Here is a 22,788-nt window from a genome sequence, read left to right on the forward strand (position 1 = left end):
TCACTCCCGCTCGTCCCGCGTCGAACGCAGCAGCACCCGATCCATGCCCCGGGTGCTCAGCAACCGCTTGAGCGTGGCGAACAGCTGGGTGGGGACGGTCACCGCGTAGCGGGGCCTGGGCCGCTTGCTTTCGAGGGCATGGATCAGCCTGGCCACCACGGCGTCGGGGCCCAGGGTGAAGGGCGCCTTGCCGTCCGGGCTGGCCAGGCGGGCCTCCACCTTCTCGTAGGTCTCGGCATGGGCGCTGTGGGCGGTGTCGATGTTGGCCTTGAAGGCGGCGTGGGCGTTCTCGCGGAAGCGGCTGGCGATGGGGCCGGGCTGGATCAGGCTGACGTGGATGCCGCTGCCCCGGAGCTCCTGGCGCAGGGTGTCGGCCAGGCCCTCGAGGGCGAACTTCGAGCAGACGTAGGCGCCGCGGTAGGGCAGGGCGGCGAAGCCCAGCACCGAGCTGTTGTGCACGATGCGCCCATGGCCCTGGGCGCGCATCATCGGCAGCACCCGGGTGGTGAGTTCGTGGGTGCCGAGCAGGTTGGTCTCCAGCTGCTCGCGCAGCACGGCCCGGCTCAGATCCTCCACCGCGCCGGGCTGGCCGTAGGCGCCGTTGTTGAACAGCGCCGTCAGCGATCCGTCGGTGCGCTCCCGCACATCCTCCACCGCGGCCTCGATCGAGGCGCCGTCGGCCAGATCCAGCCGCAGCGCCTCCAGGCCTTCCTCGCGGAGCCGGGCCACGTCCGCCTCGCGCCGCGCCGTGGCGAAGACCCGCCAGCCGCGTGCCGCCAGGGCATGGGCCGCGGCATGGCCGATGCCGCTGGAGCAGCCGGTGATCAGCAGGCTGCGCGTCGTCTCTTGGCCTTCCGGCATCCTCTTGTCTCCTTGGGTCTTTCCGTGTGTCTCGGGATCGCTAGCCGCTGACCAGCCGCGCCCGGCTGGTGCCGTTGCCCAGCGGCTCGACCCGGATCTGCACCGGGATGCGCTCGTGCATCTCCTGGACGTGGGAGATCACCCCCACCCGGCGGCCCAGCGCCTGGAGGCCGTCCAGGGCCTCCATGGCCAGCGCCAGGGACTGCGGGTCCAGGCTGCCGAAGCCCTCGTCGATGAACAGCGACTCGATGGTGAGCTCGCCCGAGGCCATGGAGGCCAGCCCCAGCGCCAGGGCCAGCGACACCAGGAAGGTCTCGCCGCCGGACAGCGAGTGCACCGAGCGGCGCTCGTCGCCCATGTCGTGATCGATCACCAGCAGGCCCAGCGGGCTGCCGCCGCGGGCCAGCCGATAGCGGCGTGACAGCCCGCCCAGGTGGGCGTTGGCGTGCTCCAGCAGCTGTTCCAGGTTGTAGGCCTGGGCGATGCGTCGGAACGCCTTGCCGTCGGCGGAGCCGATCAGCTCGCTGATCCGGCCCCAGCGGCGCTGCTCGGCCCGCGCCGCCTCGAGCTCGGCCTGGGCGTCCCGCTGGCGTTGACGTCGGCGCTCGTCGTCGCGCAGGGCATGGGCGGCCTCGTCGCGGGCCTGCTGGGCGGCCTCCAGCCGCGGGGACAGGGCCTCTCGCGCCTCGACCAGGGCCTGGCGACGATGGGTGATCTCGGCCTCGGTGGACTCGCCGAGCAGTACGTCCTCATCGTCGCCGGCCTCGACCAGCCCCTGATCGCGGCGGTGGTCGAGCAGGGCCTGGCGGCGCTCGGCGAGGGTGGCGGCGGCCTGCTGGCGGGCCTGGTCGGCCTCCTCCAACTGCTGGCGCTGGCGTTCGGCCTCGTCGTCGGGCTGGGCCAGCAGCCGCGCGAGGGTGGTGTCGTCGAGTGCGGGATGGGCCTGGCGCCACTCGGCCAGCTCGGCCGCGAGGGTGTCGCGCTCGCGGTGCAGCGCCGCGAGCCGTTCGGCCTCGTGGGCGGCCTGCTGGGCGAGGCGCTGATGCTCGCGCTGCGTCTCGTGATAGTGGGTCAGGGCCGCGTCTCGCGCGCTGGTGGCGGCCTGCTGGCGGGCGTCCAGGTGCTGCTGCCAGGCGTCCGGCGAGGCGTGCTCGCCGAGTCGGTCGGCGAGTGCCCGGGCGAGCTCGTCGCGTTGCTGCCGCTGGGCGGGCAGCTGCTGCTCCGCCTCGCTCAGTCGCACCTCGGCGGTGGTCTTGTCGGCCTCCAGGCGCGTCAGCGCCAGCTCGCCCTGGCGCAGGGACTCCTCCAGCGGGGCCAGCGCCTCGGTGGCCTGGCCAATCGCTTCCAGCGTCTGGCGGTGTTGCGCCCGCTGTTCCTCGCTCTGTGCGCGCTGGCCCTCGAGCCAGCGGTCGCACTCGGCGGCGTCGATGGCGGCCAGCTCGGTGTGCAACGGATGGGCCTCCAGGGCCTGGCGGGCCGTGTCCCGCTGTCGCTGGGCGGCCGCCAGGTCGCGCTCCAGCTGCTTGAGGGCGCGTTCCACGCCGCGGTAGTCGCCCACCAGCTCGTCGCGCTGGCGCTGGGCGACGTCGCGGGCGGCGCGAGCCTCGTCCAGCTGGCGGTCCTCCTCGTCTTCCTGGGCGGCGAGCTGGGCGGCCTCCGGCGTGGCCGGCGGATGCTGGCGCCAGGGATGCTCGAGGCCGCCGCACACCGGGCAGGGCTCGCCTTCCGCGAGGCCCTCGCGCAGCCGGATCACGCTCTCGCTGCGCGCGGCGCGGCTGCGCTCGATCAGCGCCGAGACGCTATCGAAGTGCGCCTGGGCCCGGTCCAGCCGTTCCCGGGCGGCCTGGCCGTCGGCCAGCAGCCGGTCGCGGCGCGTGCGCTCCTCGGTGACCTGCTCGGCCAGCCGTTGCCGGGCCTGTTCCGCGTGGCGGGCCTCCCGCCAGCGGCTGGCCAGCTCGTCCAGGGCGAGCCGGCGCTCGGCGGCCCGGTCGTGAGCCTGCTGCGCGGCCAGGCGGGCGGCATCGAGCGTCGGGTGCGAGCCCATCAGCCGGCGCTGGGCCTGCTGCCACTCGTCGCGCCGGCGTTTCAGCGCCTCCTGCTGCCGGCGGGCCTGGCCGTATTCCTCGGCGAGGCGGGTGGCCTGCCGCCGATGTTGGTGATGGCTCGCTTCCAGGTCGGCGAGCTGCTGCTCCCGGCTTGCGAGCCGCTGCGCCAGCTCCCGGGCCTCGCGCAGGGAGGGTTCGGCCGCACGGCGTGCCTCGCTGGCCTCCGCCAGGGTGCGCTCGGCGGCCTCGCTGGCGCCCCCGGCTCGTGCCTGCTGGGTGTCGGCGTCGGTGAGCGATCGCTTCGTCTCGGCGTGGGCGGCGTCCAGGGCCGTGATCTCGTCGGGCAGCTCGGCCTGGCGGGTCAGGCGATGACGCTGGGGCAGGATCAGCCGTCGCCACGCCTGGTCTTCCCGGGCGGTGGCCAGCGCCTGCCATGCCCGCTCGGCCGCTTGCTGCTCGGCCTGGCCCCGCTGAAAGGAGGCCCGCAGGCGCGCATCGTCGTCGTGCCAGCGTTGCTCGGCCTGAAGCGCTTCCGAGCGCTTCTGCAGGTCGGTAAGCGCTCGCTGGGTGGCCTCGGCGGCCCGTTCCAGCTCGGCGCGGGCCTCGGGCTCGGCGGGCAGGTCGTCGGCGAGCCGGGCCTCGATCTTCTCCACGGCCTTCCGGGCCTCGCTGGCGCGGCGATAGGCGGCCATCGAGATGGCGGAGTATTCGCTGGTGCCGGTCAGCCGCTCCAGCAGGTCGCTGCGCTCGTTGTCGTCGGCCTTGAGGAAGGCGGCGAACTCGCTCTGGGCCAGCAGCACGGCGCGGGTGAACTGCTCGAAGCTCAGACCCAGCCGCTCGGGCAGCAGGCGGTCGAACTCGCGTTTCTGGGTGGTCAGCAGGCGGTCGTCGTCCAGGTCGCGCAGCGACTGCTCGGTGGCCTGCAGGCGCCCGTCCACCTTCTCGCGGGCCCGGCGCACCGCCCAGCGGGCGCGGTAGCGGCGGCCGTCGCGACCCAGGAAGTCGACCTCGGCATGGCCGCTGGCCGTGCCGCGGCGCAGCAGGGTGCGCGGATCGGCGGTGTTGAGCGTGGCGTCGCCGACGTCCGGCAGCGGCGCCTCGCGGCCGGGGGCCTGGCGCAGCCGCGGCGTGCCGCCGTAGAGCGCCAGGCACAGGGCGTCGAGCAGGGTGCTCTTGCCGGCGCCGGTGGGCCCGGTGATGGCGAACAGCCCGGCATCAGCGAGCGGCGCCGCGGTGAAGTCGAGCTCGAGGGGGCCGGGGATCGAGGCCAGGTTGGCCAGGCGCAGGGCGAGGATCCTCATGCGGGGTCCTCCTCGTCGGCGTCCAGCACGTCCTGGCGCAGCCGGTCGAAGTCGGCGAGCACCTCCTCGCCCGGCGGCTCGCCCCAGCGCGCCTGCCAGGTGCGCTCGAACAGGCGGCGGGGGCCGAGGGTCTCGAGGGCGACCCGCTCGGGGGCGTCCTCGGCCTGGCCCCGGGGCAGGCGACGCTCGAGGCGCAGCAGGCGCAGCGCCTTGCCCTCGAGGGCGGCGTCGACCCGGGCGCGCAGGTCGGGCATCGGCGCCTCGAGCGTGACACGCACCTCCAGCCAGGGCCAGCGCTCGCGGGGCAGCGCATCGTCGACCTCGAGGGCCTCCAGCTCAGCCAGCACGGCGTCGAGGGGCGCGGGGCCCAGGCGGTGCATGGCCACCGGGCGCGGCACGGCGATGGCCTCGACGCCGGCCAGCGTCGCCTCGTCGATTGTCGCCTCGACCACCTGGTGGGGGTAGGTCACCTCGCTGAAGTCCAGCGGCAATGGGCTGCCGCTGTAGCGGATGCGCGCCTCGCCGACCTTCTGTGCGCGGTGCAGGTGGCCGAGCGCCACGTAGGCGATGTCGTCTGGAAACAGCGCCGCGGAGATCGATTCCTCGCCGCCGATCACGATGGGCCGCTCGCTGGCCTCGGAGACGGCGGCGCCGCGCAGGTGGGCATGGCTCATGGCGACCAGCGCCTGGCCGGGCTCGCGGCGCTCGCGGGCGGCTTTGATCAGCTGTTCGTGGACCCGGGCGATGCCGTCGACGTAGTCGTTGCGGTTCGGGTCGCGGGTATCGTCATCGTCGTCGCGCGCCGGGCCGCCGGTGACCTCGGCGGGGCGCAGGAAGGGCAGCGCCAGGCACCAGGCGCGGGTCGCGCCGGCGTCGTCGGTGAGCGGCACCAGCAGGCGCTCGGCGTCCAGGCGGCCGTCGTCCAGCCAGGTCACCCGGCCCCGGGCGTGGGTGCGCAGGCGCCGCATCAGCGGCGCGGGCAGCTCGATGCGGTTGCCGCTGTCGTGGTTGCCGGCGATCAGCACGATGTCGAGGCGGGGCAGGCGCTCGTGGGCGTCGACGATGAAGTCGAAGAGCAGCGCCTGGGCGCGCAGCGAGGGATTGACCACGTCGAAGATGTCGCCGGCCACCAGCAGGGCGTCGGCGTCGCGCTCGACCAGGGTGTCGAGCAGCCAGGCCAGGAAGGCGCGATGCTCCTCGAAGCGCTCCTGGCCGTGGAAGCTCTGGCCCAGGTGCCAGTCGGCGGTGTGGATCAGTCTCAGCATCGGTCCCCGGTGTTCCGTCACGCGGCAAAACCCGTAGTCTAACCCGAGTGATGCCGATACATCAGGGAGCCCCTTGCCGATGACGCCCCTCCACGACTGGAACCTGTCGCCCACCGAGGCCATCGCCCTGCAGAGGCGCCTGGCCGGTCGGGTGGAGCACACGGATCGCCTGGCCCCGGTGCGGCGCATCGCCGGGGTGGATATCGGCTTCGAGCAGGGGGGCGAGATCACCCGCGCCGCGGTGGTGGTGCTGGCCTGGCCGCCGGCGGGCGAGGGGCGCTTCGAGGTGGTGGAGCAGGCGGTGCATCGCGAGCCCACGCGCATGCCCTATGTGCCGGGGCTGCTGTCGTTCCGCGAGGTGCCCGCGGCGCTGGCGGCCTTCGAGAGGCTCGAGACGCGCCCCCAGCTGGCGCTGGTCGATGGCCAGGGCATCGCCCACCCGCGGCGGCTGGGCGTGGCCAGCCACCTGGGGCTGTGGCTCGACCTGCCGACCATCGGCGTGGCCAAGAAGCGGCTGTGCGGCCGCCACGGCGAGCCGGGCCCGGCGCGGGGCGACTGGGCGCCGCTGGTCGATGATGGGCCTGGGGGCGAGGAGACGATCGGCGCGGTGCTGCGTTCGCGGCGGGGCGTCAAGCCGGTGTTCGTGTCGCCGGGGCACCGGTTGTGCCTGGAGACCGCCGTGGCCTGGGTGGTGGCCTGCCTGGGGCGCACCAAGCTGCCGGAGCCGACGCGACTGGCCGACCGGCTGGCGTCGAGACGCGATCAGAAGCGGCGCTGAGCTTGCCATCCAGGGCCGGGCGGCCGACCATGGCGGCCCTTGTTCGCTGCCCGGATGCCCGCCATGACCGCCGCTTCTCCTTCCCCCCTCGAGGCCACCCGCGCCTGGGTCGAGACCTTCGTGGTCGGCCTCGAGGTGTGCCCCTTCGCCGGCCGCGAGGTCGCCCGCGACAGCATCCGCTATGTGGAGATCGACGCCACCGATCCGGCGGCCGCGCTGATGCGGCTGATGGAGGAGTGCTGGCACCTCGACGAGGATGCCGCGACCGAGACCACCCTGATGGTGCTGAGCGCGGGCCTGGACGACTTCGACGACTACCTGGATCTGCTGGGGATGGCCGAGGCGCTGCTGGTCGAGCAGGGCTACGAGGGCGTCTACCAGCTGGCGAGCTTTCACCCGGACTACCGGTTCGAGGGCGAGGCCGAGGACGCGCCGCGCAACTACACCAATCGCTCGCCCTGGCCGATGTGGCACCTGATCCGCGAGGCCGGCCTGGAGCGAGCGCTGGCTCACTACCCCGACCCCGAGGCCATCCCCGAGCGCAACGCGGCGCTGATGTCGGCCCGGGGGCGCGACCGGCTGGCGGCCTCGCTGGCGGCGCTGCGCGGCGCCGGTGACTGAGCTCGGGGCGGGGCCGGTCGGCGGGGTGGACAGGGAGACCGCGCAATTTATTGTTTAATGTTAATGTAGCGATACACGGGTTATGGCGCCCGGAGGCAATGCCCGAGCGTTGCGCCCGTCCATCCTTTCGGTGTCATCACAGGAGGTGATCGCGCCCATGTTCAAGCGACTGTTCGGGAAGACACCGGTGCGCTGCTGGATCGTCAAGCAGATCGATGACCGGGTCCTGCATCTCTGCGGCAGGGGCCAGCTGGAAACCCAGATGAAGTCCCGGGAGGCCGCCCGGGCGCTGGCCGACGGCGACTATCGCGGCGGCGTGCGCTTCGACGGCACCGGCATCGTGCTCAACAGCCGGCTGTTCGCGGCCCTGGTGCCCCTCGAGTCGCTGACGCTGGACGAGGACGGCACGGCCCTGTGGCAGGGCCGCCGCTGGGCCGTCTCCCGGGTGCCCCAGCGCTGCTGGAGCTGGGAGGGGCGGCTGGTGGCCGAGCCGGTGGCCGAGGGGCCGCCGCGCCTGGCGAGCAGCGAGGATGTCTCCGGCATCCGCGAGCACGTCGACGCCTCGCGCCCGACGCCCGGCCCGGTGGAGTTCCGCGCCGGGGATGCCCTCGAGGACCCGCGCTACGATATGCGGCGCCGGCGGCGCACTACCCCCGAGGATGCCTGAGGCGGGCGAGCCCCTGGTGATCAGACGATGTCCAGCGGCTCCTTGCGGCGCGGCGCGGGGAAGGCGGCGTCGAGCCGGGCCAGCGCCTCGTCGTCGAGTCGCTGGTCCAGCACGGCGGCGTTGTCGCGCACGTGGTCCGGCTGAACCGCCTTGGGAATGGCGATCAGGTCCCGGACACCCTCGACCGGGCGCACCGCCCAGGCCAGCAGCAGCTGGGCCGGGGTCAGGCCGCGCTCGGCTGCCAGCGCCGTGACCTCCGGGTGGTCGAGCAGGCGCCGGCGCAGCCGACCGCCCTGGGCCAGCGGGCAGTAGCCCATCAGCGGCATGCCGTGATCGCGCTGCCAGGGGCGCAGCGAATGCTCGATGCCACGCGACCCCAGGTGGTAGAGCACCTGGTTGACCGCGCAGTCGCCGCCGCCCGGCAGGGCGTTCAGGCTGCCCATCTCGTCGACATCGAAGTTGGAGACGCCGAAGCGGCGGATCTTGCCGGCCTCGCGCAGCCGTTCGAAGGCCTCCAGGGTCTCGTCCAGCGGAATGCCGCCGGGCCAGTGCAGCAGGTAGAGATCCAGGTGATCGGTGCCCAGCCGCGCGAGGCTGGCCTCGCAGGCGGCGATGGCCGAGTCGCGCCCGGCGTTCCAGGGATACACCTTGGAGACCAAGAAGGCCTGGTTGCGCCGGCCGGCCAGGGCCTCGCCGACCACCTCCTCGGCTCCGCCGTCGCCGTACATCTCGGCGGTATCGATCAGCGTCATGCCCAGCTCCAGCCCCTGCTGCAGGGCCCGGACCTCGTCGGCGCGGGGCGCCAGCCCCTCGCCCATGAACCAGGTGCCCTGGCCGACGGCGGGCAGGGTCACGGCGTCCTCGTGGGCGGTGGCCGCCAGGCGCACGGTGGCGCGGTCGTTCATCGCGAAACCTCTTTTTGGAACTATTTTCCATTTCATCCTGGCGCGGATTCGGGCATGGTGCAAGAGGCATCGGATCATCGCGGGGCCCGCCGGACTGTGCCATCTTGCAGTCGGGCCGCGCGGTTTCGATGGCCGATCCACTTTTCCCGCAAGGAGTCGTCATGAGCATCGAGAAATTCGGCAGCGCCCAGTGGCAGGGCAGCGTCAAGCAGGGCAAGGGCAGCGTGTCCACCGAGAGCGGGGCGCTGTCCGACCAGCCCTATGGCTTCAATACCCGCTTCGAGGGCGTGGCCGGCAGCAATCCCGAGGAGCTGATCGGGGCGGCACATGCCAGCTGCTTCTCCATGGCCCTGTCGCTGATGCTGGGCGAGGCCGGCTTCGAGCCGGAGCGCATCGACACCCGGGCCACGGTGAGCCTGGATGCCGACAGCCTGACCGTGACCCGGGTGCACCTGGTGACCGCCGCCAGGGTGCCGGGCTGCGATCAGGCCGCCTTCGACGAGGCCGCCCAGGGCGCCAAGGCCAACTGCCCGATTTCCAAGCTGTTCACCGCCGAGATCACCCTGGACGCCACCCTGGAGGGGTGACGACGGGACGTCTCGTCGCGGCATCTGGGGCCACCTGCGGGTGGCCTCATCGCGTCATGGCGCCCCGCGCGGCGTGCACCAGGGCATGGATCAGCCGCTGCTGGGGGCGGTTGAAGATCAGCCACTCCGGGTGCCATTGCACGCCGATCAGGAAGTCGTGATCCCGCGACTCGATGGCCTGTACCAGGCCGTCGCGATCCCGGGCGACGATCTCGATGCCGCGGCCGGCCTCCCGCACCGCCTGGTGGTGCAGGCTGTTGATGCGGCACCAGGCGACGCGCAGGATGCGATTCAGCCGGCTGTCGCCGACGATGTCGACGGTCTTGCGGGGCAGCACGGTGCGCCGCCGCTTGAGCCCCTCGTAGGTGGTGTAGATGTCCGGATCCAGGGTGCCGCCGAGGTGCACGTTGATCAGCTGGGCGCCCCGGCAGATGCCCAGCACCGGGGTGCCGGCGGGGATGAAGCGCGCCAGCAGCTCCAGCTCGAGCTGGTCCCGGGCCGGGTCGACGCGCACGTCGAGCTGCATCTCGCCGCCGTAGTGGTGGGCCTCGATATCGTCGCCGCCGCCGATGATCAGGCCGTCCAGGCGGTCGGGGCGCGGCCGGGCGGGCGACAGCCGCAGGGGGCGGCCGCCGTGGCGCCAGACGGCGAACCAGTCGAACCACCAGGCGATGCGGCTCTTGCGGTCGGAGGTGGTGATGCCGATCAGCGGGCGGGTCGTCCGGCTCATGGGCGCTCGAACCTCCGGCGCAGGGCGCGCCACCAGCGGATCGGCCAGGCGGGTCGATGGCGAGCCAGGTACTCGGCGCCGCGCTCGGCCAGGGTCTCCGGGGCGGCGGCCAGGGCCTCCACCTCCAGCCAGCGGTTCCACTCCCGGGCCGCGCCCCAGCCGGGCTCGGAGAGCTGGGCATTGGGCAGACGGTAGTGGTAGGTGGGGCGCGGCTTGATCAGCTGATCGTCCAGCAGCTCGTGGGGGTGGGTCGGGTGCAGGTGGGCGAACAGCGGCAGCAGGTCGAGCTCACGGTTGCGGGTCGGGTTGTCCGCCAGGTAGTCGTCGATCAGCGTCTCCAGGTCCGGGGCATAGTCCGGGTCCAGTACCTTGAGGGCGTAGGCCCGGGGAAAGGGATTGGCATGCGGCAGCACCTCCCGGGTGATGTCGACCTGGATCTGCTCGCGCAGCCAGCGGGCGGTGAGCAGGTAGGCGCGCAGGTGGGCCAGGATGCTGCCGACCTCCAGGCTCGGCGCCTCGGGGTTGAGGTGCAGGCCGAAGCCGAACAGCAGGCTGGCGTCGGTGCCCTTGGCGCCGTGCTCGCGCAGCGCCTCGAAGAGGGCATCCAGCTCGCCCAGCTCGTCCCAGGGCACCGGCGGGCAGACGATCTCGGTGGGCACCAGCCCGGTGACCACGTCGCCGATCAGCTCCCGGGTGCGGTGGTGGAAGTCGCGGCGCATGCGTTCCCACTCGCTGTCCCGGTAGGCCTCGGGGTCGAGGTGGCGCTCGTCGGGATGGGCGTACTGGGTGTCCAGTTCGATGCCGAAGCTGCCCCAGCGGGCCCCCTCGACCCTCAGGCGGTGCGGGCTCAGCACCTCGACCTCACCGCCGAAGCAGTCGCGCACCAGCTCGGCGGTCTCCCGCGGGGGCAGGCCGGCGAACTCGATCTCGACTCCGACCCGGCGGAGCCGTCCCTGGGCATTGCGCGGCACGGGTGGCGGTTGCGGCGTCATGACGGCATCCTTGTGACGGTAGTCGGCAGCCTAACATACTGCCCGCCGCGTACAGGACGAGGGAACCACGCCCCCTCACCACCCAGGGAGATTCGATGTTGCCCGCGATGCACCGCCGCTTGCCGATCCTGCCAGGCCTGCTGCTGCTGATTCTGATGGCCCTGCCCCTGGCGGTCGGCGCCCAGTCCCTGCCGCTGTCCGCCCTCGGCGGCCAGGCCAACGAGGACGGCCATGATCCCGAGGCCCTGCAGCGCTCCCTGGACCGCATCATCGATACCCTGGAGGACGACGCCCGTCGCGGCGAGCTGCTCGCCGACCTGGAGGCGCTGCGCTCGGTCAACGGCGAGGTGGTGGAGGGCGAGGGCCTCACCAGCCAACAGGGCCTGCTGGGGGCCCTGGCGGACGCCTTCAACGACCTGGGCGACCAAGCCGAGGCGGGCGGCTCGCCGCTGAACGAGTGGCGGCGACAGTTCCGCCAGGGCTGGTCGGAACTGCGCGACCTGGTGGTGCGCACCGGCGACGGGGCCCTGCTGAGCTTCGGCATCGAGCTGGCGGTGCTGGTGGGCATCTGGGGCGGCCTGCTGGTGATCCTGATCGCCCTGGGGCGGATGCTCTTCCAGCGCCGGGACTGGCCCCTGGACCTGCCGCGGGAGCCCCGGGGCGCGCTGCTGGCGCTGCACTTCCTGCGGCGCCTGCTGCCCTGGGCGCTGGCCTTCCTGCTGGTGCTGGGCGTCGCCCAGCTGGTGCCGGAGAGCGCCGGGCGTACCGGCGCGCTGGTGCTGGCCTATGTGGCGCTGTGCGGGCGCACCCTGGCGGTGGTGGTCGAGACGGTGATCTCGGTGTTCACCCGCGGCCACCGCTACGTCGCCGTGCGCCACCTCCACCAGCGGGCCCTGCGCCCGCTGTTCGTGATCGGCGCCCTGATCGCCCTGGGCGACGCCTTCAATTCCTCGGGGCTGACCGAGGCCATCGGCAGCGACCTGGCCAGCCTGCTCTCGGTGATCGCCAACATCCTCGCGGGGCTGATGAGCGGGCGCTTCATCCTGCGCTTCAAGCGGCCGATCACCCACCTGATCCGCAACCGCTCCTACCGCCATCGCTGCGAGAGCAGCAACGCCGCCGACATGGCGCGCACGGTGGGCGGCCTCTGGCACGTGCCGGCGCTGCTGCTGGTGGGCGGCTCGCTGGTGGCGATCTTCGTCACCGGCGGCGACGTGGGCACGGCGCTGGCCCGCTCGATCATCACCGCCTCGCTGCTGGTGCTGACCCTGGTGGTCGCCGGGCTGGTCCGCCGCCACGCCGAGCGCCGGGCCAAGCGGCGCTATCGGCGCGAGTACCGCCGGCGCCTGGAGCGCTTCGGCTACGCGCTGTGCCACGTGCTGGCCTGGATCGCCTTCGCCGAGCTGTCGCTGCAGGTGTGGGGCGCCTCCCTGGTGGGCATCGGCAGCCAAGGGGTGGCCAGCGTGCGCATCGGCCAGGCGCTGCTGGGCATCGGCTTCACGGTGCTGCTGGCCTGGCTGGCCTGGATCTTCGCCGACACCGCCATCCAGCGCGCCCTGGTGTCCTCGGCGCGCTCCCGCGGGCGCCGCGTCAACCAGGCCCGGGCCCAGACCATCACGCCGATGATCCGCAACATCATCTTCGCCACCATCGTGATCATCGCCGCCATCGTCGGCCTGGCCAACCTGGGCGTGAACGTCACGCCGCTGCTGGCCGGCGCCGGGGTGATCGGCCTGGCGGTGGGCTTCGGCGCCCAGACCCTGGTGCAGGACCTGATCACCGGCATCTTCATCCTCATCGAGGATTCCCTGGCGGTGGACGACTTCGTGCGCATCAATGGCCACATGGGTTCCGTCGAGGGGCTGACCCTGCGCACGGTGCGCCTGCGCGACCTGGACGGCATCGTGCACATCATCACCTTCAGCCGCATCGAGTCGATCCACAACATGTCGCGGCAGTTCGGCATCGCGCTGATGAAGATCCGCATCCCCTACGACATGAAGATCGACGATGCCATCACCCTGATGCAGGAGACCGCCCAGGCCCTGCGCCAGGATCCGATGATGCGTCACTACATCTGGTCGCCGCTGGAGATGCAGGGCATCCACGAGTTCGTCGACGGCTGCCCGCTGCTGCGGATGCGCTTTCGCACCGCGCCGGAGATGCAGTGGGACGTGGCCCGGGCCTTCAACCTGCTGCTCAAGCAGCGCATGGAAGAGCAGCACGTCGACCTGGGCGTGCCGCGGCTCAGCGTCAGCATGGAAGGCCACGGCGGCGGCCGCCTGGACGGCAGCGGCGAGTGGGGCGAGGGGCGCGATGCCGCCGGCCGCCGGCGCGGCGAGGCCGGCGCCGCGGACCCGCAGCGCGAGACCAGCGCCCGGGGCGCCTCGCCGGACCCGTCCCCCTAGGCAATGTCTGAAAAGTGCCTGCGCTCGGCTATACGGCGTTAAAAATCGGCTCAAAGTACTCATTTACTACCTGTAAACTCCGTCTTTTCACCGATTTTTGCCTTGTCTAGCCTTCGCTCACCGACTTTTCAGACAGAGCCTAGCGGCGAGGGGCGTCAGGGCAGGACGAAGTGGCCCAGGGCGACGCCGCCGGCCAGGGTCGCCAGCCACAGCGTCGCCAGCCACCAGCCCAGCCGCAGGCGCCGCCAGCGGTTGTGGGCCCGGGCGGCGCGGTTGAGCCGCTGCATCCACTCCTCGAAGCGCGAGCCGGGCGGCCCCGGCGGCAGCGAGAAGTCGTCGGCCGGCCCCGCCCGCCAGTAGGGGGCATGGGTCAGGCCCAGCCGGGCCCGCAGGCGACCGATGTCGGAGAGGGTGTCGTGGAGGGCGTCGTACTCGGCCCGGCGCCACTCGGCCTGGAGCACGGTGGCGGCATCGGCCTTGAGCGCGGTGTGCTGGCAACGCTCGATGGCCGCGGCGATCTCGGCCGCCTCGGCCTCGGGCGTGATTCGCAGTCGCTGGTAGAGGTCGCGCATCTCAGCTCACCTTCATCAGGAAGTCATAGGCGCGGCGGATCCGCTGGAAGCGCCGCGAGGCGCTGGCGACGATCGCCTCGCCCTCGTGATGGAAGCGGTCCGGATGGTGAGCCTGGGCCAGCCGCCGGTAGGCCTTGCGGATCTCGCTGCGGCTGGCGCCCGGCTCCAGCCCCAGCACCGACAGGGCGCTGCGTCGCCGCGGGTCCGGCGGCGGCTCCGGGCGGCGATGGGCCTGCTCGTGCCGGCGCCGCTGCTCCTGCTGCCGGTGCGCCTCCTCTCGCTGCCTGGCGTCGTCATGGCGCTGCCGCTCGCCGGCGCGCTCGCGCTCGTGGCGGCGGGCCTCGCGCTGGGCCTGGCGGCGGCGGCGCTCGGCCTCGCGCTGGGCCTGCTTGCGCTGGCGGGCGGCCTCGCGCTCCTCGCGCCGTCGAGTCTTCGCCTCGCGCCTGGCCGCCTGGCGCTGGCGCTTGGCCTCCTCCCTGGCCTCGCGGGCCTGGCGCCGGGCCTCGGCTCGCTCGGCGCGGCGCGAGGCACGGTCGTCGGCTGCCTCGGCCGTCTCCTCGTGGTGCCCCCGGCTGGCGCCTTCCTGCCCGGTGTCCTGGGCGCGGCCCTCGCGCCGCCGCCAGTAGGCTCGCTGGCTGGGGTCGTCGGGCTCCGCCAGGCGCCGGCCGGCCTGGGAGGCGTAGAGCGCGGCGAACTCGGCTGGGGCCACGCCGAGCAGGTCGGCGAGGAAGCGCAGCACGTGATGATTGGCCAGGGTCGGCTCGTCGCCGTCGGTGGCCAGGGTGATCGCCAGGCGCAGGAAGGCCCGGGCCGACTCGCCGTGGAGTTCCTTCTGCAGCACCTCGGCGGCCAGCTGGATGGCGCTCAGGTCCTGGCTGGCGGCGACCTCCAGCACCGGCGCCAGGTCGTGGCCATGGCGGAAGGCCCCGGTCAGGGCGACCAGGTGGGCGCGCTCCGCTTCCCCTACCGTGCCCCGGTGGGTCAGCACCCAGCACAGCAGCAACAGGGCGGCGCTGTCGGCCTGGTCCCGGCTCTGGAGGAGCAGCAGCTCGAAGGTGGAAAAGGGAGTGGCGGTCATTCCCTGACTCTTGGGTGCATGCGTTATCGGTCGGCCATGTTCGCCCCGGGCCCCTGCCATGGCAAGCCCGCGGCGGGAATGTGGTAGCGTCCAGGTTATCGGCGGTGGACGCCCTATCTTGACCGTTGACGGAGAACGCGACGATGCGACCTTTATGGAAGGCCCTGCTGGCCCCGCTGATCTGGGTGGCCGAGCGGCTCGGCACCACCCAGGAAGTGCACCGTGATCCCGAGGCACAGGCCTGGGTGGATCGCGACTGCGAGGCCTTGACCCTCTACCTGGCCTGGCGCTGTCCCTATGGAATGCGGGTCAAGCGGGAGGTGACGCGCCTGGGGCTCGACATCGCCGAGCGCGACGTGCGCCTCGACCCCGAGCATCGCCGCGCCCTGGAGGCCGGCGGCGGCAAGGCCCAGACGCCCTGCCTGCACATCCGGGAGGCCGACGGCGAGCGCTGGTTGTACGAGTCCGCGGCGATCATTCGCTACCTGCGTACCCGCTTCTCCTGAGGCACATCGCCATCCCGGCCCGCCCGGACTGGTCCATGGTCGTATCGACACCCTTTCCGCCGCGATGCCATACAGACGACAGGGAACCCAGGAGCCGGCCGAAGATGTCGGCCCGACGCAGGGAGCACAGGGATGATACTCAAGGAAAAGGACGCCTATGCCGGCACCGACGAGCGCGGCTTCTACGGCCACAAGCAGGAGCAGGACGTGGCCTTCCACCTGCGGCGGGAGTTCGGCGACAACGATCAGGTTCGCGTGATCCACGACCTGGTGATCGAGCACGAGGGGGAACGGGCCCAGATCGATCACCTGGTGATCCATCCCTATGGCTTCATCATCATCGAATCGAAGAGCATCGTCGGTGAGGTCAGGGTCAACGCCGAAGGGGAGTGGTCGCGTAGCTATCGCGGGCAGTGGTCGGGCATCAAGTCGCCCATTCGCCAGGCGGAGCTCCAGAAGACGCTGCTCTACCGCCTGATCCGCGACAATGTCGAGCAGCTGCTCGGCAAGCTCCTGGGCGTTCAGGGGAAGGTGGGAGGCCGGGACTGGCAGATCCTGTGCGCCGTCTCCAGCACCGCCATCCTGCATCGCGACCGGATGCCCAAGGACGTCTCCCACCGCGTCATCAAGACCGAATTCGTCGCCGGCAAGGTACGCGACCTCGTCGGCGGCATGACGATGGCCTTCCTCAAGGCCAAGCCGAAGTTTTCTCCAACCGAATTGGATAATCTCGGCCGCTTCCTGCTGGCGCATACCGAACGGGTCGCCGCTCGGCAGGAAGGCCATGTCTCCCCGGCCGGTGGCGTGGCGGAAGCGCCCCCGGAAACCCGATCCCCGCAACGCGACCCGACCATGCATGACGCCGACGCGGCCCCACCTACGTTGCCCCTGGCCGGACATCCGACTCGCCAGCATGTCACGGGCGATCACCTGCTTACCTGCAAGCGTTGCGGCGAAGCCGAGCGGCTCACCGGGATGTACGGCCAATACGGCTACTACATCAAGTGCCAACAGTGCGGCACCAACACCTCCATGAAGCAGGACGCTTGCCCCGAGTGTGGAGAGAAGAGCGTCCGAATCAACAAGGCGGGGCCGCGCTATACCGCCACCTGCCGCTCCTGCAAGCACCACTACCTGGTGTATTTCCAGGGAGGGTGAGCCGTGAATGATCTAAGAGGGGCTGTTAACGACCCGAATGAGACATGCCGGCAAAGGCAGCGAGCATGTTCATCGGGGATATGCAGCATGCACGATGATTGGGGTTATGCTGCCGAGCTATACTTAATTGCAATGTTTTTCAGTAGGTTATGGGATGCGCGCTGCGCTGTATAACATTGTTGAACGCGCCTTCGCGTTCATTCAATATCAGAGTGTTCCGTCTAATACCTGTTAGGCAATGCAATATGGAGAGTGATGAATGCCGCTAAATAAAAAAGCTAGAAATGAAAGCGACGTATTCAAAGAACTGGAGGATCTTTGTCAATCTCCTGGCTACATTCACGCAATCGCATATTTCTGTTTTCGAGATAATACCATCAGGTACGCCGATGAAGTGAAGCCTGAAGACGTATTGCAACAATTCTCAATGGAGCGTTTGGTAAGAACAGAAATATCTACACTAATTGGACTGGCATGTAAAAAGGATATAGATGAAACATTGCCTTCGCCAGACCTGATGCAAGAGTATGTTAGTAGAACTGATGCTCTACTTCAGGAATTGCATCAATCCATGATGCCACCAATGCAAGAGGTATTTGACCCTACTAAAATTGGGGGTGATAACTTTAACCCCTTCACCTCTGGCGCCTTATTAAGAGAATCAATTTTTTATGGTGGTGAATCAGCATATCACTTTCAGTATAGAGATTTAGCGAAAGATAAATATAGAAAAGATAATGCATGGCTGATTGAAAACAAAGGCTATTCACTAGAGCAAGCTATCTCTACTATTTCGTCAATTCAGGCTTTACAGAACGATAAGATTAATGATGTCTTTGTTAGTCTGATTGATAAAAATCCAGATGAATGGACTGTCTTTGAGGCCTATACCCTTTCCTTAGGAGAAATAGTCGAGAAGTCCGAATTGGATGCAGAGATTGTTAAAAATATTATTGAATCGTTTGTTTCACCAATTGGGCAGAGCGATTTTAAGTCCTTGGACGACTTTAATCCGATAAACGCCTATCCAATCATAAAGCTGCAAGAAGATAAATATCTATTGTTTCAGAATTACAGTTTGGTAGAGGCGTTCTACGAGACACCATTTTTCTGGTTCAATTCTGATGCATCGTATAAAAATATTGCGATGCGTCATCGTGGTGAGTTTACAGAAGAATTTTCAAGCGGACGGCTTAAGCGTGTTTTCGGAGAAAAGCGAGTCTTTCAAAACGTTGATATAGTAGACGATAAGAACAACAAAGCCGGTGAAATAGATGTGCTTGTTGTGTTTGCAAACAGAGCAATAGTGTTGCAGGCAAAGTCAAAAAAGCTAACTATAGCTGCTCGCAAAGGGAATGACTTATCTCTAAAGGACGACTTCAAGAAGGCTGTGCAAGATGCATATGATCAAGCCCTTTCATGCTCGAATTATTTGAATGATAGTAACTACAAACTTTTCGATGAACAGGCTAATGAAATAGCGATTAACAGAGAGTTCAAGGAGATTTATCCTTTCTGCGTAGTTTCTGATCATTATCCAGCATTGTCATTTCAAGCTAGGCAGTTCCTCGAGCAAAAGCCTACTGATGTGATCAAGCCAGCTTTTGTGATGGATGTCTTCTTCTTGGATGTCATAACGGAGATGCTGAAGTCTCCTCTGCATTTTCTAAGCTACGTCAATAGAAGAACGCTGTATGGCGATAAAATATTATCCACACACGAGCTAACAATCTTGTCATACCATCTAAAACAAAATCTTTGGATGGATGGGGAGTATACAATGATGCAGCTAGGAGATGACATCTGCGCTGACCTAGATCTTGCAATGCTGGCAAGGCGGGATGGCATTCCTGGTAGCGAGACTCCAGATGGGATATTGACAAAGTACGAAGGAACGCACTTCGATAAATTGATCAAGGACATTGAAACACGTGACCATCCAGCCACTATAGATTTCGGATTTATGCTGTTGACACTTAGTGGCGACACAATCGAAATGATAAATGACGGAATATCGAAACTAGTTGAGCTGGGGAAGAAAGATGGTAAGCATCATGATTTAACACTTGGCATTAGTGAAGGCAGGACGGGGCTTACTATTCATTGTAATGATAATTCGGACGCCGAGGCCGCGAAGCGATTGGAGCGTCATTGTGAGCTAAGGAAGTATGATCAGAAGGCTAACCAATGGTTCGGTGTGTGCATTGGTGCCAGGTCCCAAAGATTGAGATTTGGCGTTAATAGGGATTTCAAATGGCAGCAGTCAGATGAAATGGATGAGATGACTAAGGATCTTCCTAGGCCGCAATCGTTGAAAGGAAAAAAGAAGGTTAACTTTGAAACAGTAACTAGGAAATCTAAGAAGATTGGGCGCAATGAAAAGTGCCCATGTGGAAGCGGGAGAAAATACAAGAAGTGCTGCTTAAGCTGAGGTCCTTGATCTAGCCATGCCTAACAAAAAGCTGCACTCGGATAAATTACTCGCTGCGCTCCTAATTTATCGGTGAGCAAGGCGTTAGCTGGAGAAAGCATGAAAGAGTTTCGAGTCCAATCATCAGAGACGGAAGCTGAATTGCTTTTTTTCGGCGTCAATGGCGATAACTTCTCGGTAGCGCTCTCATCGGGGCCTGTAAGTTGTCAGAGGGACGTGTGGGCCTATACAGACACCCATGGGCTGGCAGATCTATTCGAATGGATGGCATCGCAAAGTAAACCTTGGGAAACGTCGGAAGGCTGGGAATCTCTTGAAGGTGAATTCAAGTTGTACGCCAGCTGTAACGTGCGTGGAAACATAACCTTTGACGTTGAAATGAACCATTTGGGGTGTGCTGAGGAATGGCGGGTGCAAACCCAGCTCAAGTCCGAATTTGGCCAACTGCCTAGTCTAGCCAAGAAGGCTCGAGCTTTCTTCGGGCCATCACCCAGCTAACCAGTGGGTGAAGCTGACCGGTACTACGCTGCGCTTCGCACCGGCAGCTTACCCAAGGCGTTAGTTGATCAACCGGAGAGTTCCGTGCAATGGATTTCAGCCTACACAAGGCTTTTTAATATCCTAGATAAAAAGGATACGCCTGCTTACCATAGCGGGTCGCAGTTTATAAGGGTTGTTCAGCAGTTTGATCCGGGACTTCCTAGCTATAGCCTCTACATGGATCAGAGGCAAAAAGCTGGTAAAAGCACAAGCCGGCGGGACTTCTATTGGGACATTTTGAATGGCTTAGATGAAGCTACGAGATACGAAGCCTTCCGAGCCTTCCTTGATATCGTCAGCCCCCATTTTCCTGAAGAGTCTCAAGAGCTAAGCGCGTATCTTTTTGGTGGAGGGAATCCGGTCCCTAAGGTTAAAGTACCTGTAGATGCGTGGAACTCTGAAAGGTTGAACGTTACATTGGCGAAAATCGACAATGCCATAGATTCGGGTAACTTCAACAACGCGATGACTTTGGCGTACACCTGTCTCGAAGGCCTTTACAAATCATACATACGTAAACACAGCCCTGAGAATGAATCTCAAACAGAGTTGATCCCGCTGTCAAAGATAGTGCGTGATGACATAGTTGCAAAACTCAACAAAAGAGGGCCATTCCCACAGCAAATGGTCACAAGTATATCTACATTAACGAGCGCAATAGCAAATTCAAGAAATAGCTTTAGTGATTCCCATTTTGACAACGACGCGAACAGGTGGTTAGCCGGTTACAGCCGAGACTTGGTGAATTCTCTTGGAAGGCTATTGCTGCATTTCATATAATCAACTAACAAGCCAAGGCAGCGGGACATATTTTTGCTTCGCTGCGCTCAAAACGCAAAAATATGCCCCTGCTTGGGGCGTTAGCTGATTGGTGCACCCATTCTAGATCGGTGTAGGTTTCAAAGTTCAATCCAAAGGACAAAGGAGTGAAAGGCATGCAAGAAAATTTCATAAAATCTTCTGTCGCGACAATTCAAAATGGTGTTGCACGAGCAGACGGGAAGCTTTATGTGACTGAAACCAATATTTATTTTGAGCCCTATAATAAGAAATTAGGACTTGGCCCGTATGAACTTGAACGAAATGAAATATCAAAGGTAGAAAAATGTTTGGGTAAGGGAGGAGGTATCTTTCCTGTAACATCAGACGCGATACAAATTACGCTTCTAGATGGCAGCGAGTATCAATTCATTTTAGCCAATCCCAAAGAGTGGATTAATCTGCTAAGTAAATAATCAGCTAACAAACTGATTAATCGGACAAATTTTACTGTGCTGATTTTTGCAATTGCGCTTCGCGCGCAAAAACCACCCCAGCAAAATTTGCCAATTATCAGGGCGTTATATGAGGACTCCCCGAAAGACCGCTTCTGGCCGAAAGAAGGCATTCAGAGTCATCAAGGAAAGGCACCATTGACTTCCCTCGCGGGCGCGTCGCTGCGGCCCCGCCGGAGGGGGCCGCTGACGGTGGGTCGCGTTACAGGGTCTCCTCCAGGAGCATGGCGAGCCGCTTGTGGTGCAGCTCGTCGGCAGTGGGGTCGTAGGAGGGCGCGTCCCGGGCGGTGAAGCCGTGGGCCGCGCCCCGGTAGAGCTCGGTGGTGAAGTGCACGCCTGCTCCGGCCAGCGCCTCGTCGAGGCGGGCGATCTGGTCGGGCGGCAGCAGCTCGTCGCCGTCGGCATGGCCGAGGTAGACCCGGCCGCGGATGTTGCCCACCACCTTGACGAGGCTGTCGGCGTCGTCTTCCTTCGCCAGGTTGGCGGAGTGGAAGCCGGCCGCGGCGGCCACGCGGTCGGGGTGTTCGGCCGCCATGCGCAGCGCGAAGGCGCCGGTCAGGCAATAGCCGACCACGCCCAGCGGGCCATCCGCGAACTCGGGCCGGGCCTCGATGGCGGCCAGCAGGGCGGCGAAGTCGCGGGCCTGGGCCTCGGGCGTCAGGCGGCCGGCATACTCGTGCAGGGTCGTTCGCACCTGCGGGTCGCGAAAGGACGCCCCCGCCGGCACGACGGGCCCGGTCGCATCGCGGTAGTAGATATTGGGCATCAGCACGGCGTAGCCGTTGTCCGCGATACGCCGGGCCTTGTCGTGATAGCAGGCACGCAGGCCGCCGATGTCGGTGAACAGCACCACGGCGGGCAGCGGGGCGGTGGCGCTCTCGGGCGTCAGGAGCTGGGCGTCGATGGTGCCGTCGGCGGCGGGGATCTCGATGGTTCGGGACATGGTGGCTCCGGTTGGTCGAAGGCGAGGATGAAACCGCAAGGCCCGGCTGGGCGTCGGGCGCTATACGCCGATGAAGGCGATCATCCCTACCATAGCGAACGCAGGGCGCCCCGCAGAGGACACCAACGGATCGTCACTGACCGCCACCGATGGTCAGCCGCAGGGCCTGAAGCCCGCCGAGTTCGAGCCGGATCTCCTCGGAGAACAGCGGGTGGCCGTGCAGGGTCAGGTCGATACTGGCGGCGGCGCCCTGGTAGACGATATCGGCGGTGATGGTCGCCTCTCGGCCGAGCGGGGCGGTGGGGGCGTAGTCGATGTCCTCGACGGTCAGGGCGGTCAGGCCCATGTCGGCCAGGGCATCCTCGACGGCGGCTTCCACCGCGGCGCCGTAGTAGAGGTAGAGGCCGCCATAGGCGAGGCCGGCGATCAGCGCCAGGGAGAGCAGTCGGCTCACGGGGCATTCCTTCTTCGATGACGGGACGGGGCAATCAGCGAGCGGGCCAGCCGCCCTCGTCGATCACCGGGCGGCCGGTGACGTCGTGGTTGTAGAGATACAGCCAGGCGGGGCCGTAGGCAGTGGCGTGGACATCGCGGTGGTACATGCCCGCGTAGGGGGCACGGACCCGGAAGTCTTCCAGCCGGTCCAGGCCGGCGAGCAGGGCCGCATCGACGCGAAACACCTCCACCACGATGCCCCGCGAGGGCTCGGCCCGGGCGCCGGGGCAGAAGCCGAGGTCGTAGAGGCGGGCGCTGGTGAGGCGATCCTCGCCCAGGAAGTCGGCGCCGTCCAGCCAGTGATGGTTGCCCAGGCCGCGCTTCAGGGTGCCGTAGACGGCGACCAGGGGCGTGCGGCGGATGGCGATGGCGGGGCTGTGCATGGGGGCTGTCCTCTCCGCGACTGGGCGGCTCAGTCTACCAGAGCGCCTTGCGCCCGACAGTGAAGGGGGCAAGTGACAGGGGAGCCTCAAGGGCGCCTGACGGCGCCATTCGCGCAGCAGAGCTGTGCTCCCACAAAGGTCAAAGACGACACCCTCATCGCGCGGCAAGCCGGGGCGCCAGGGGGCAAGTGATAGGGGAGCCTCAAGGGCGCCTGACGGCGCCATTCGCGCAGCAGAGCTGCGCTCCC

At 66.5% G+C, this 22,788-nt stretch carries 22 protein-coding genes; 11 read left to right on the plus strand and 11 right to left on the minus strand.

Translation table 11 applies throughout. The annotated features are described in order from the left end of the window. From QC818_RS11750 to QC818_RS11760, 3 genes are read right to left on the minus strand one after another with little or no spacing between them, the layout of a single operon-like run. Window positions 1-861, minus strand: a complete 861-nt coding sequence (locus QC818_RS11750; protein ID WP_309653052.1) for an SDR family oxidoreductase — start codon at window positions 859-861, stop codon at window positions 1-3. A 40-nt stretch (window positions 862-901) separates the two neighbouring features. Then, entirely contained in the window at window positions 902-4,207 is a 3,306-nt protein-coding gene (locus tag QC818_RS11755; protein WP_309653053.1) for an AAA family ATPase, read from the minus strand. Continuing rightward, entirely contained in the window at window positions 4,204-5,472 is a 1,269-nt protein-coding gene (locus tag QC818_RS11760) for an exonuclease SbcCD subunit D (RefSeq protein WP_309653054.1), read from the minus strand. The genes QC818_RS11755 and QC818_RS11760 overlap by 4 nt, the downstream gene beginning before the upstream one ends. A 79-nt stretch (window positions 5,473-5,551) precedes the next feature. On the opposite strand from QC818_RS11760, the gene nfi reads away from it, so the two are divergent. From nfi to QC818_RS11775, 3 genes are all read left to right on the plus strand, one after another. Next, window positions 5,552-6,250: a deoxyribonuclease V gene (nfi, locus tag QC818_RS11765; RefSeq protein ID WP_309653055.1), complete on the plus strand. Its 699-nt coding sequence runs from the start codon at window positions 5,552-5,554 to the stop codon at window positions 6,248-6,250. Window positions 6,251-6,313: 63 nt separating this feature from the next. Continuing rightward, window positions 6,314-6,871 (plus strand): DUF1415 domain-containing protein, encoded by a 558-nt coding sequence (locus QC818_RS11770; protein WP_309653056.1) that lies wholly within the window; start codon window positions 6,314-6,316, stop codon window positions 6,869-6,871. A 157-nt stretch (window positions 6,872-7,028) separates the two neighbouring features. Further along, window positions 7,029-7,538 carry a hypothetical protein gene (locus QC818_RS11775; protein WP_309653057.1) on the plus strand — a complete coding sequence of 170 codons (510 nt, stop codon included), beginning with the start codon at window positions 7,029-7,031 and terminating at the stop codon, window positions 7,536-7,538. A 20-nt stretch (window positions 7,539-7,558) separates the two neighbouring features. Here the strand turns inward: QC818_RS11775 and QC818_RS11780 are convergent, their stop codons facing one another. Continuing rightward, window positions 7,559-8,443, minus strand: coding sequence for an aldo/keto reductase (locus QC818_RS11780; RefSeq protein WP_309653058.1), 885 nt, complete (start codon window positions 8,441-8,443; stop codon window positions 7,559-7,561). Window positions 8,444-8,604: 161 nt separating this feature from the next. On the opposite strand from QC818_RS11780, the gene QC818_RS11785 reads away from it, so the two are divergent. Then, entirely contained in the window at window positions 8,605-9,030 is a 426-nt protein-coding gene (locus QC818_RS11785; RefSeq protein ID WP_309653059.1) for an OsmC family protein, read from the plus strand. A 46-nt stretch (window positions 9,031-9,076) separates the two neighbouring features. On the opposite strand, the gene QC818_RS11790 is transcribed toward QC818_RS11785, so the two are convergent. Further along, window positions 9,077-9,760, minus strand: coding sequence for a gamma-glutamyl-gamma-aminobutyrate hydrolase family protein (locus QC818_RS11790; RefSeq protein ID WP_309653060.1), 684 nt, complete (start codon window positions 9,758-9,760; stop codon window positions 9,077-9,079). Beyond that, on the minus strand, window positions 9,757-10,752 hold the full coding sequence (locus tag QC818_RS11795) for an amidoligase family protein (protein WP_309653061.1): 996 nt from the start codon (window positions 10,750-10,752) through the stop codon (window positions 9,757-9,759). Before QC818_RS11795 ends, QC818_RS11790 begins: the two co-directional genes overlap by 4 nt. A 95-nt stretch (window positions 10,753-10,847) precedes the next feature. Between QC818_RS11795 and QC818_RS11800 the strand changes: the two genes are divergently transcribed. Next, entirely contained in the window at window positions 10,848-13,160 is a 2,313-nt protein-coding gene (locus tag QC818_RS11800; protein ID WP_309653062.1) for a mechanosensitive ion channel family protein, read from the plus strand. Window positions 13,161-13,315: 155 nt separating this feature from the next. Here QC818_RS11800 and QC818_RS11805 read toward each other — a convergent pair whose 3' ends face one another. Both QC818_RS11805 and QC818_RS11810 read right to left on the minus strand, forming a co-directional pair. Continuing rightward, window positions 13,316-13,732, minus strand: a complete 417-nt coding sequence (locus QC818_RS11805; RefSeq protein WP_309653063.1) for a hypothetical protein — start codon at window positions 13,730-13,732, stop codon at window positions 13,316-13,318. Window position 13,733: 1 nt separating this feature from the next. After that, a complete protein-coding gene (locus tag QC818_RS11810; protein ID WP_309653064.1) occupies window positions 13,734-14,810 on the minus strand; it encodes a J domain-containing protein in 1,077 nt (358 codons plus the stop codon). Between the two features lie 143 nt (window positions 14,811-14,953). Between QC818_RS11810 and QC818_RS11815 the strand changes: the two genes are divergently transcribed. From QC818_RS11815 to QC818_RS11840, 6 genes are all read left to right on the plus strand, one after another. Continuing rightward, entirely contained in the window at window positions 14,954-15,316 is a 363-nt protein-coding gene (locus tag QC818_RS11815; protein WP_309653065.1) for a glutaredoxin family protein, read from the plus strand. Window positions 15,317-15,448: 132 nt separating this feature from the next. Then, a complete protein-coding gene (locus tag QC818_RS11820; RefSeq protein WP_309653066.1) occupies window positions 15,449-16,474 on the plus strand; it encodes an NERD domain-containing protein in 1,026 nt (341 codons plus the stop codon). Between the two features lie 259 nt (window positions 16,475-16,733). Beyond that, on the plus strand, window positions 16,734-18,905 hold the full coding sequence (locus QC818_RS11825) for an SEC-C metal-binding domain-containing protein (protein WP_309653067.1): 2,172 nt from the start codon (window positions 16,734-16,736) through the stop codon (window positions 18,903-18,905). 99 nt (window positions 18,906-19,004) lie between these two features. Beyond that, window positions 19,005-19,403 carry a DUF6228 family protein gene (locus QC818_RS11830; RefSeq protein ID WP_309653068.1) on the plus strand — a complete coding sequence of 133 codons (399 nt, stop codon included), beginning with the start codon at window positions 19,005-19,007 and terminating at the stop codon, window positions 19,401-19,403. An 84-nt stretch (window positions 19,404-19,487) separates the two neighbouring features. Next, window positions 19,488-20,225, plus strand: a complete 738-nt coding sequence (locus QC818_RS11835; protein WP_309653069.1) for a hypothetical protein — start codon at window positions 19,488-19,490, stop codon at window positions 20,223-20,225. A 155-nt stretch (window positions 20,226-20,380) separates the two neighbouring features. After that, complete coding sequence (locus tag QC818_RS11840; RefSeq protein WP_309653070.1) at window positions 20,381-20,680, plus strand: PH domain-containing protein; 300 nt, start codon at window positions 20,381-20,383, stop codon at window positions 20,678-20,680. Window positions 20,681-20,921: 241 nt separating this feature from the next. Here QC818_RS11840 and QC818_RS11845 read toward each other — a convergent pair whose 3' ends face one another. The 3 genes from QC818_RS11845 to QC818_RS11855 form a co-directional block, all read right to left on the minus strand. Then, window positions 20,922-21,662, minus strand: coding sequence for a dienelactone hydrolase family protein (locus QC818_RS11845; protein WP_309653071.1), 741 nt, complete (start codon window positions 21,660-21,662; stop codon window positions 20,922-20,924). A gap of 133 nt (window positions 21,663-21,795) precedes the next feature. After that, a complete protein-coding gene (locus QC818_RS11850; protein WP_309653072.1) occupies window positions 21,796-22,116 on the minus strand; it encodes a hypothetical protein in 321 nt (106 codons plus the stop codon). Window positions 22,117-22,150: 34 nt separating this feature from the next. After that, entirely contained in the window at window positions 22,151-22,540 is a 390-nt protein-coding gene (locus QC818_RS11855; protein ID WP_309653073.1) for a gamma-glutamylcyclotransferase family protein, read from the minus strand. Window positions 22,541-22,788: the final 248 nt, after the last annotated feature.

It is taken from the genome of Halomonas koreensis (genome assembly GCF_031451675.1).
Classification (GTDB): Bacteria; Pseudomonadota; Gammaproteobacteria; order Pseudomonadales; family Halomonadaceae; genus Halomonas; species Halomonas koreensis.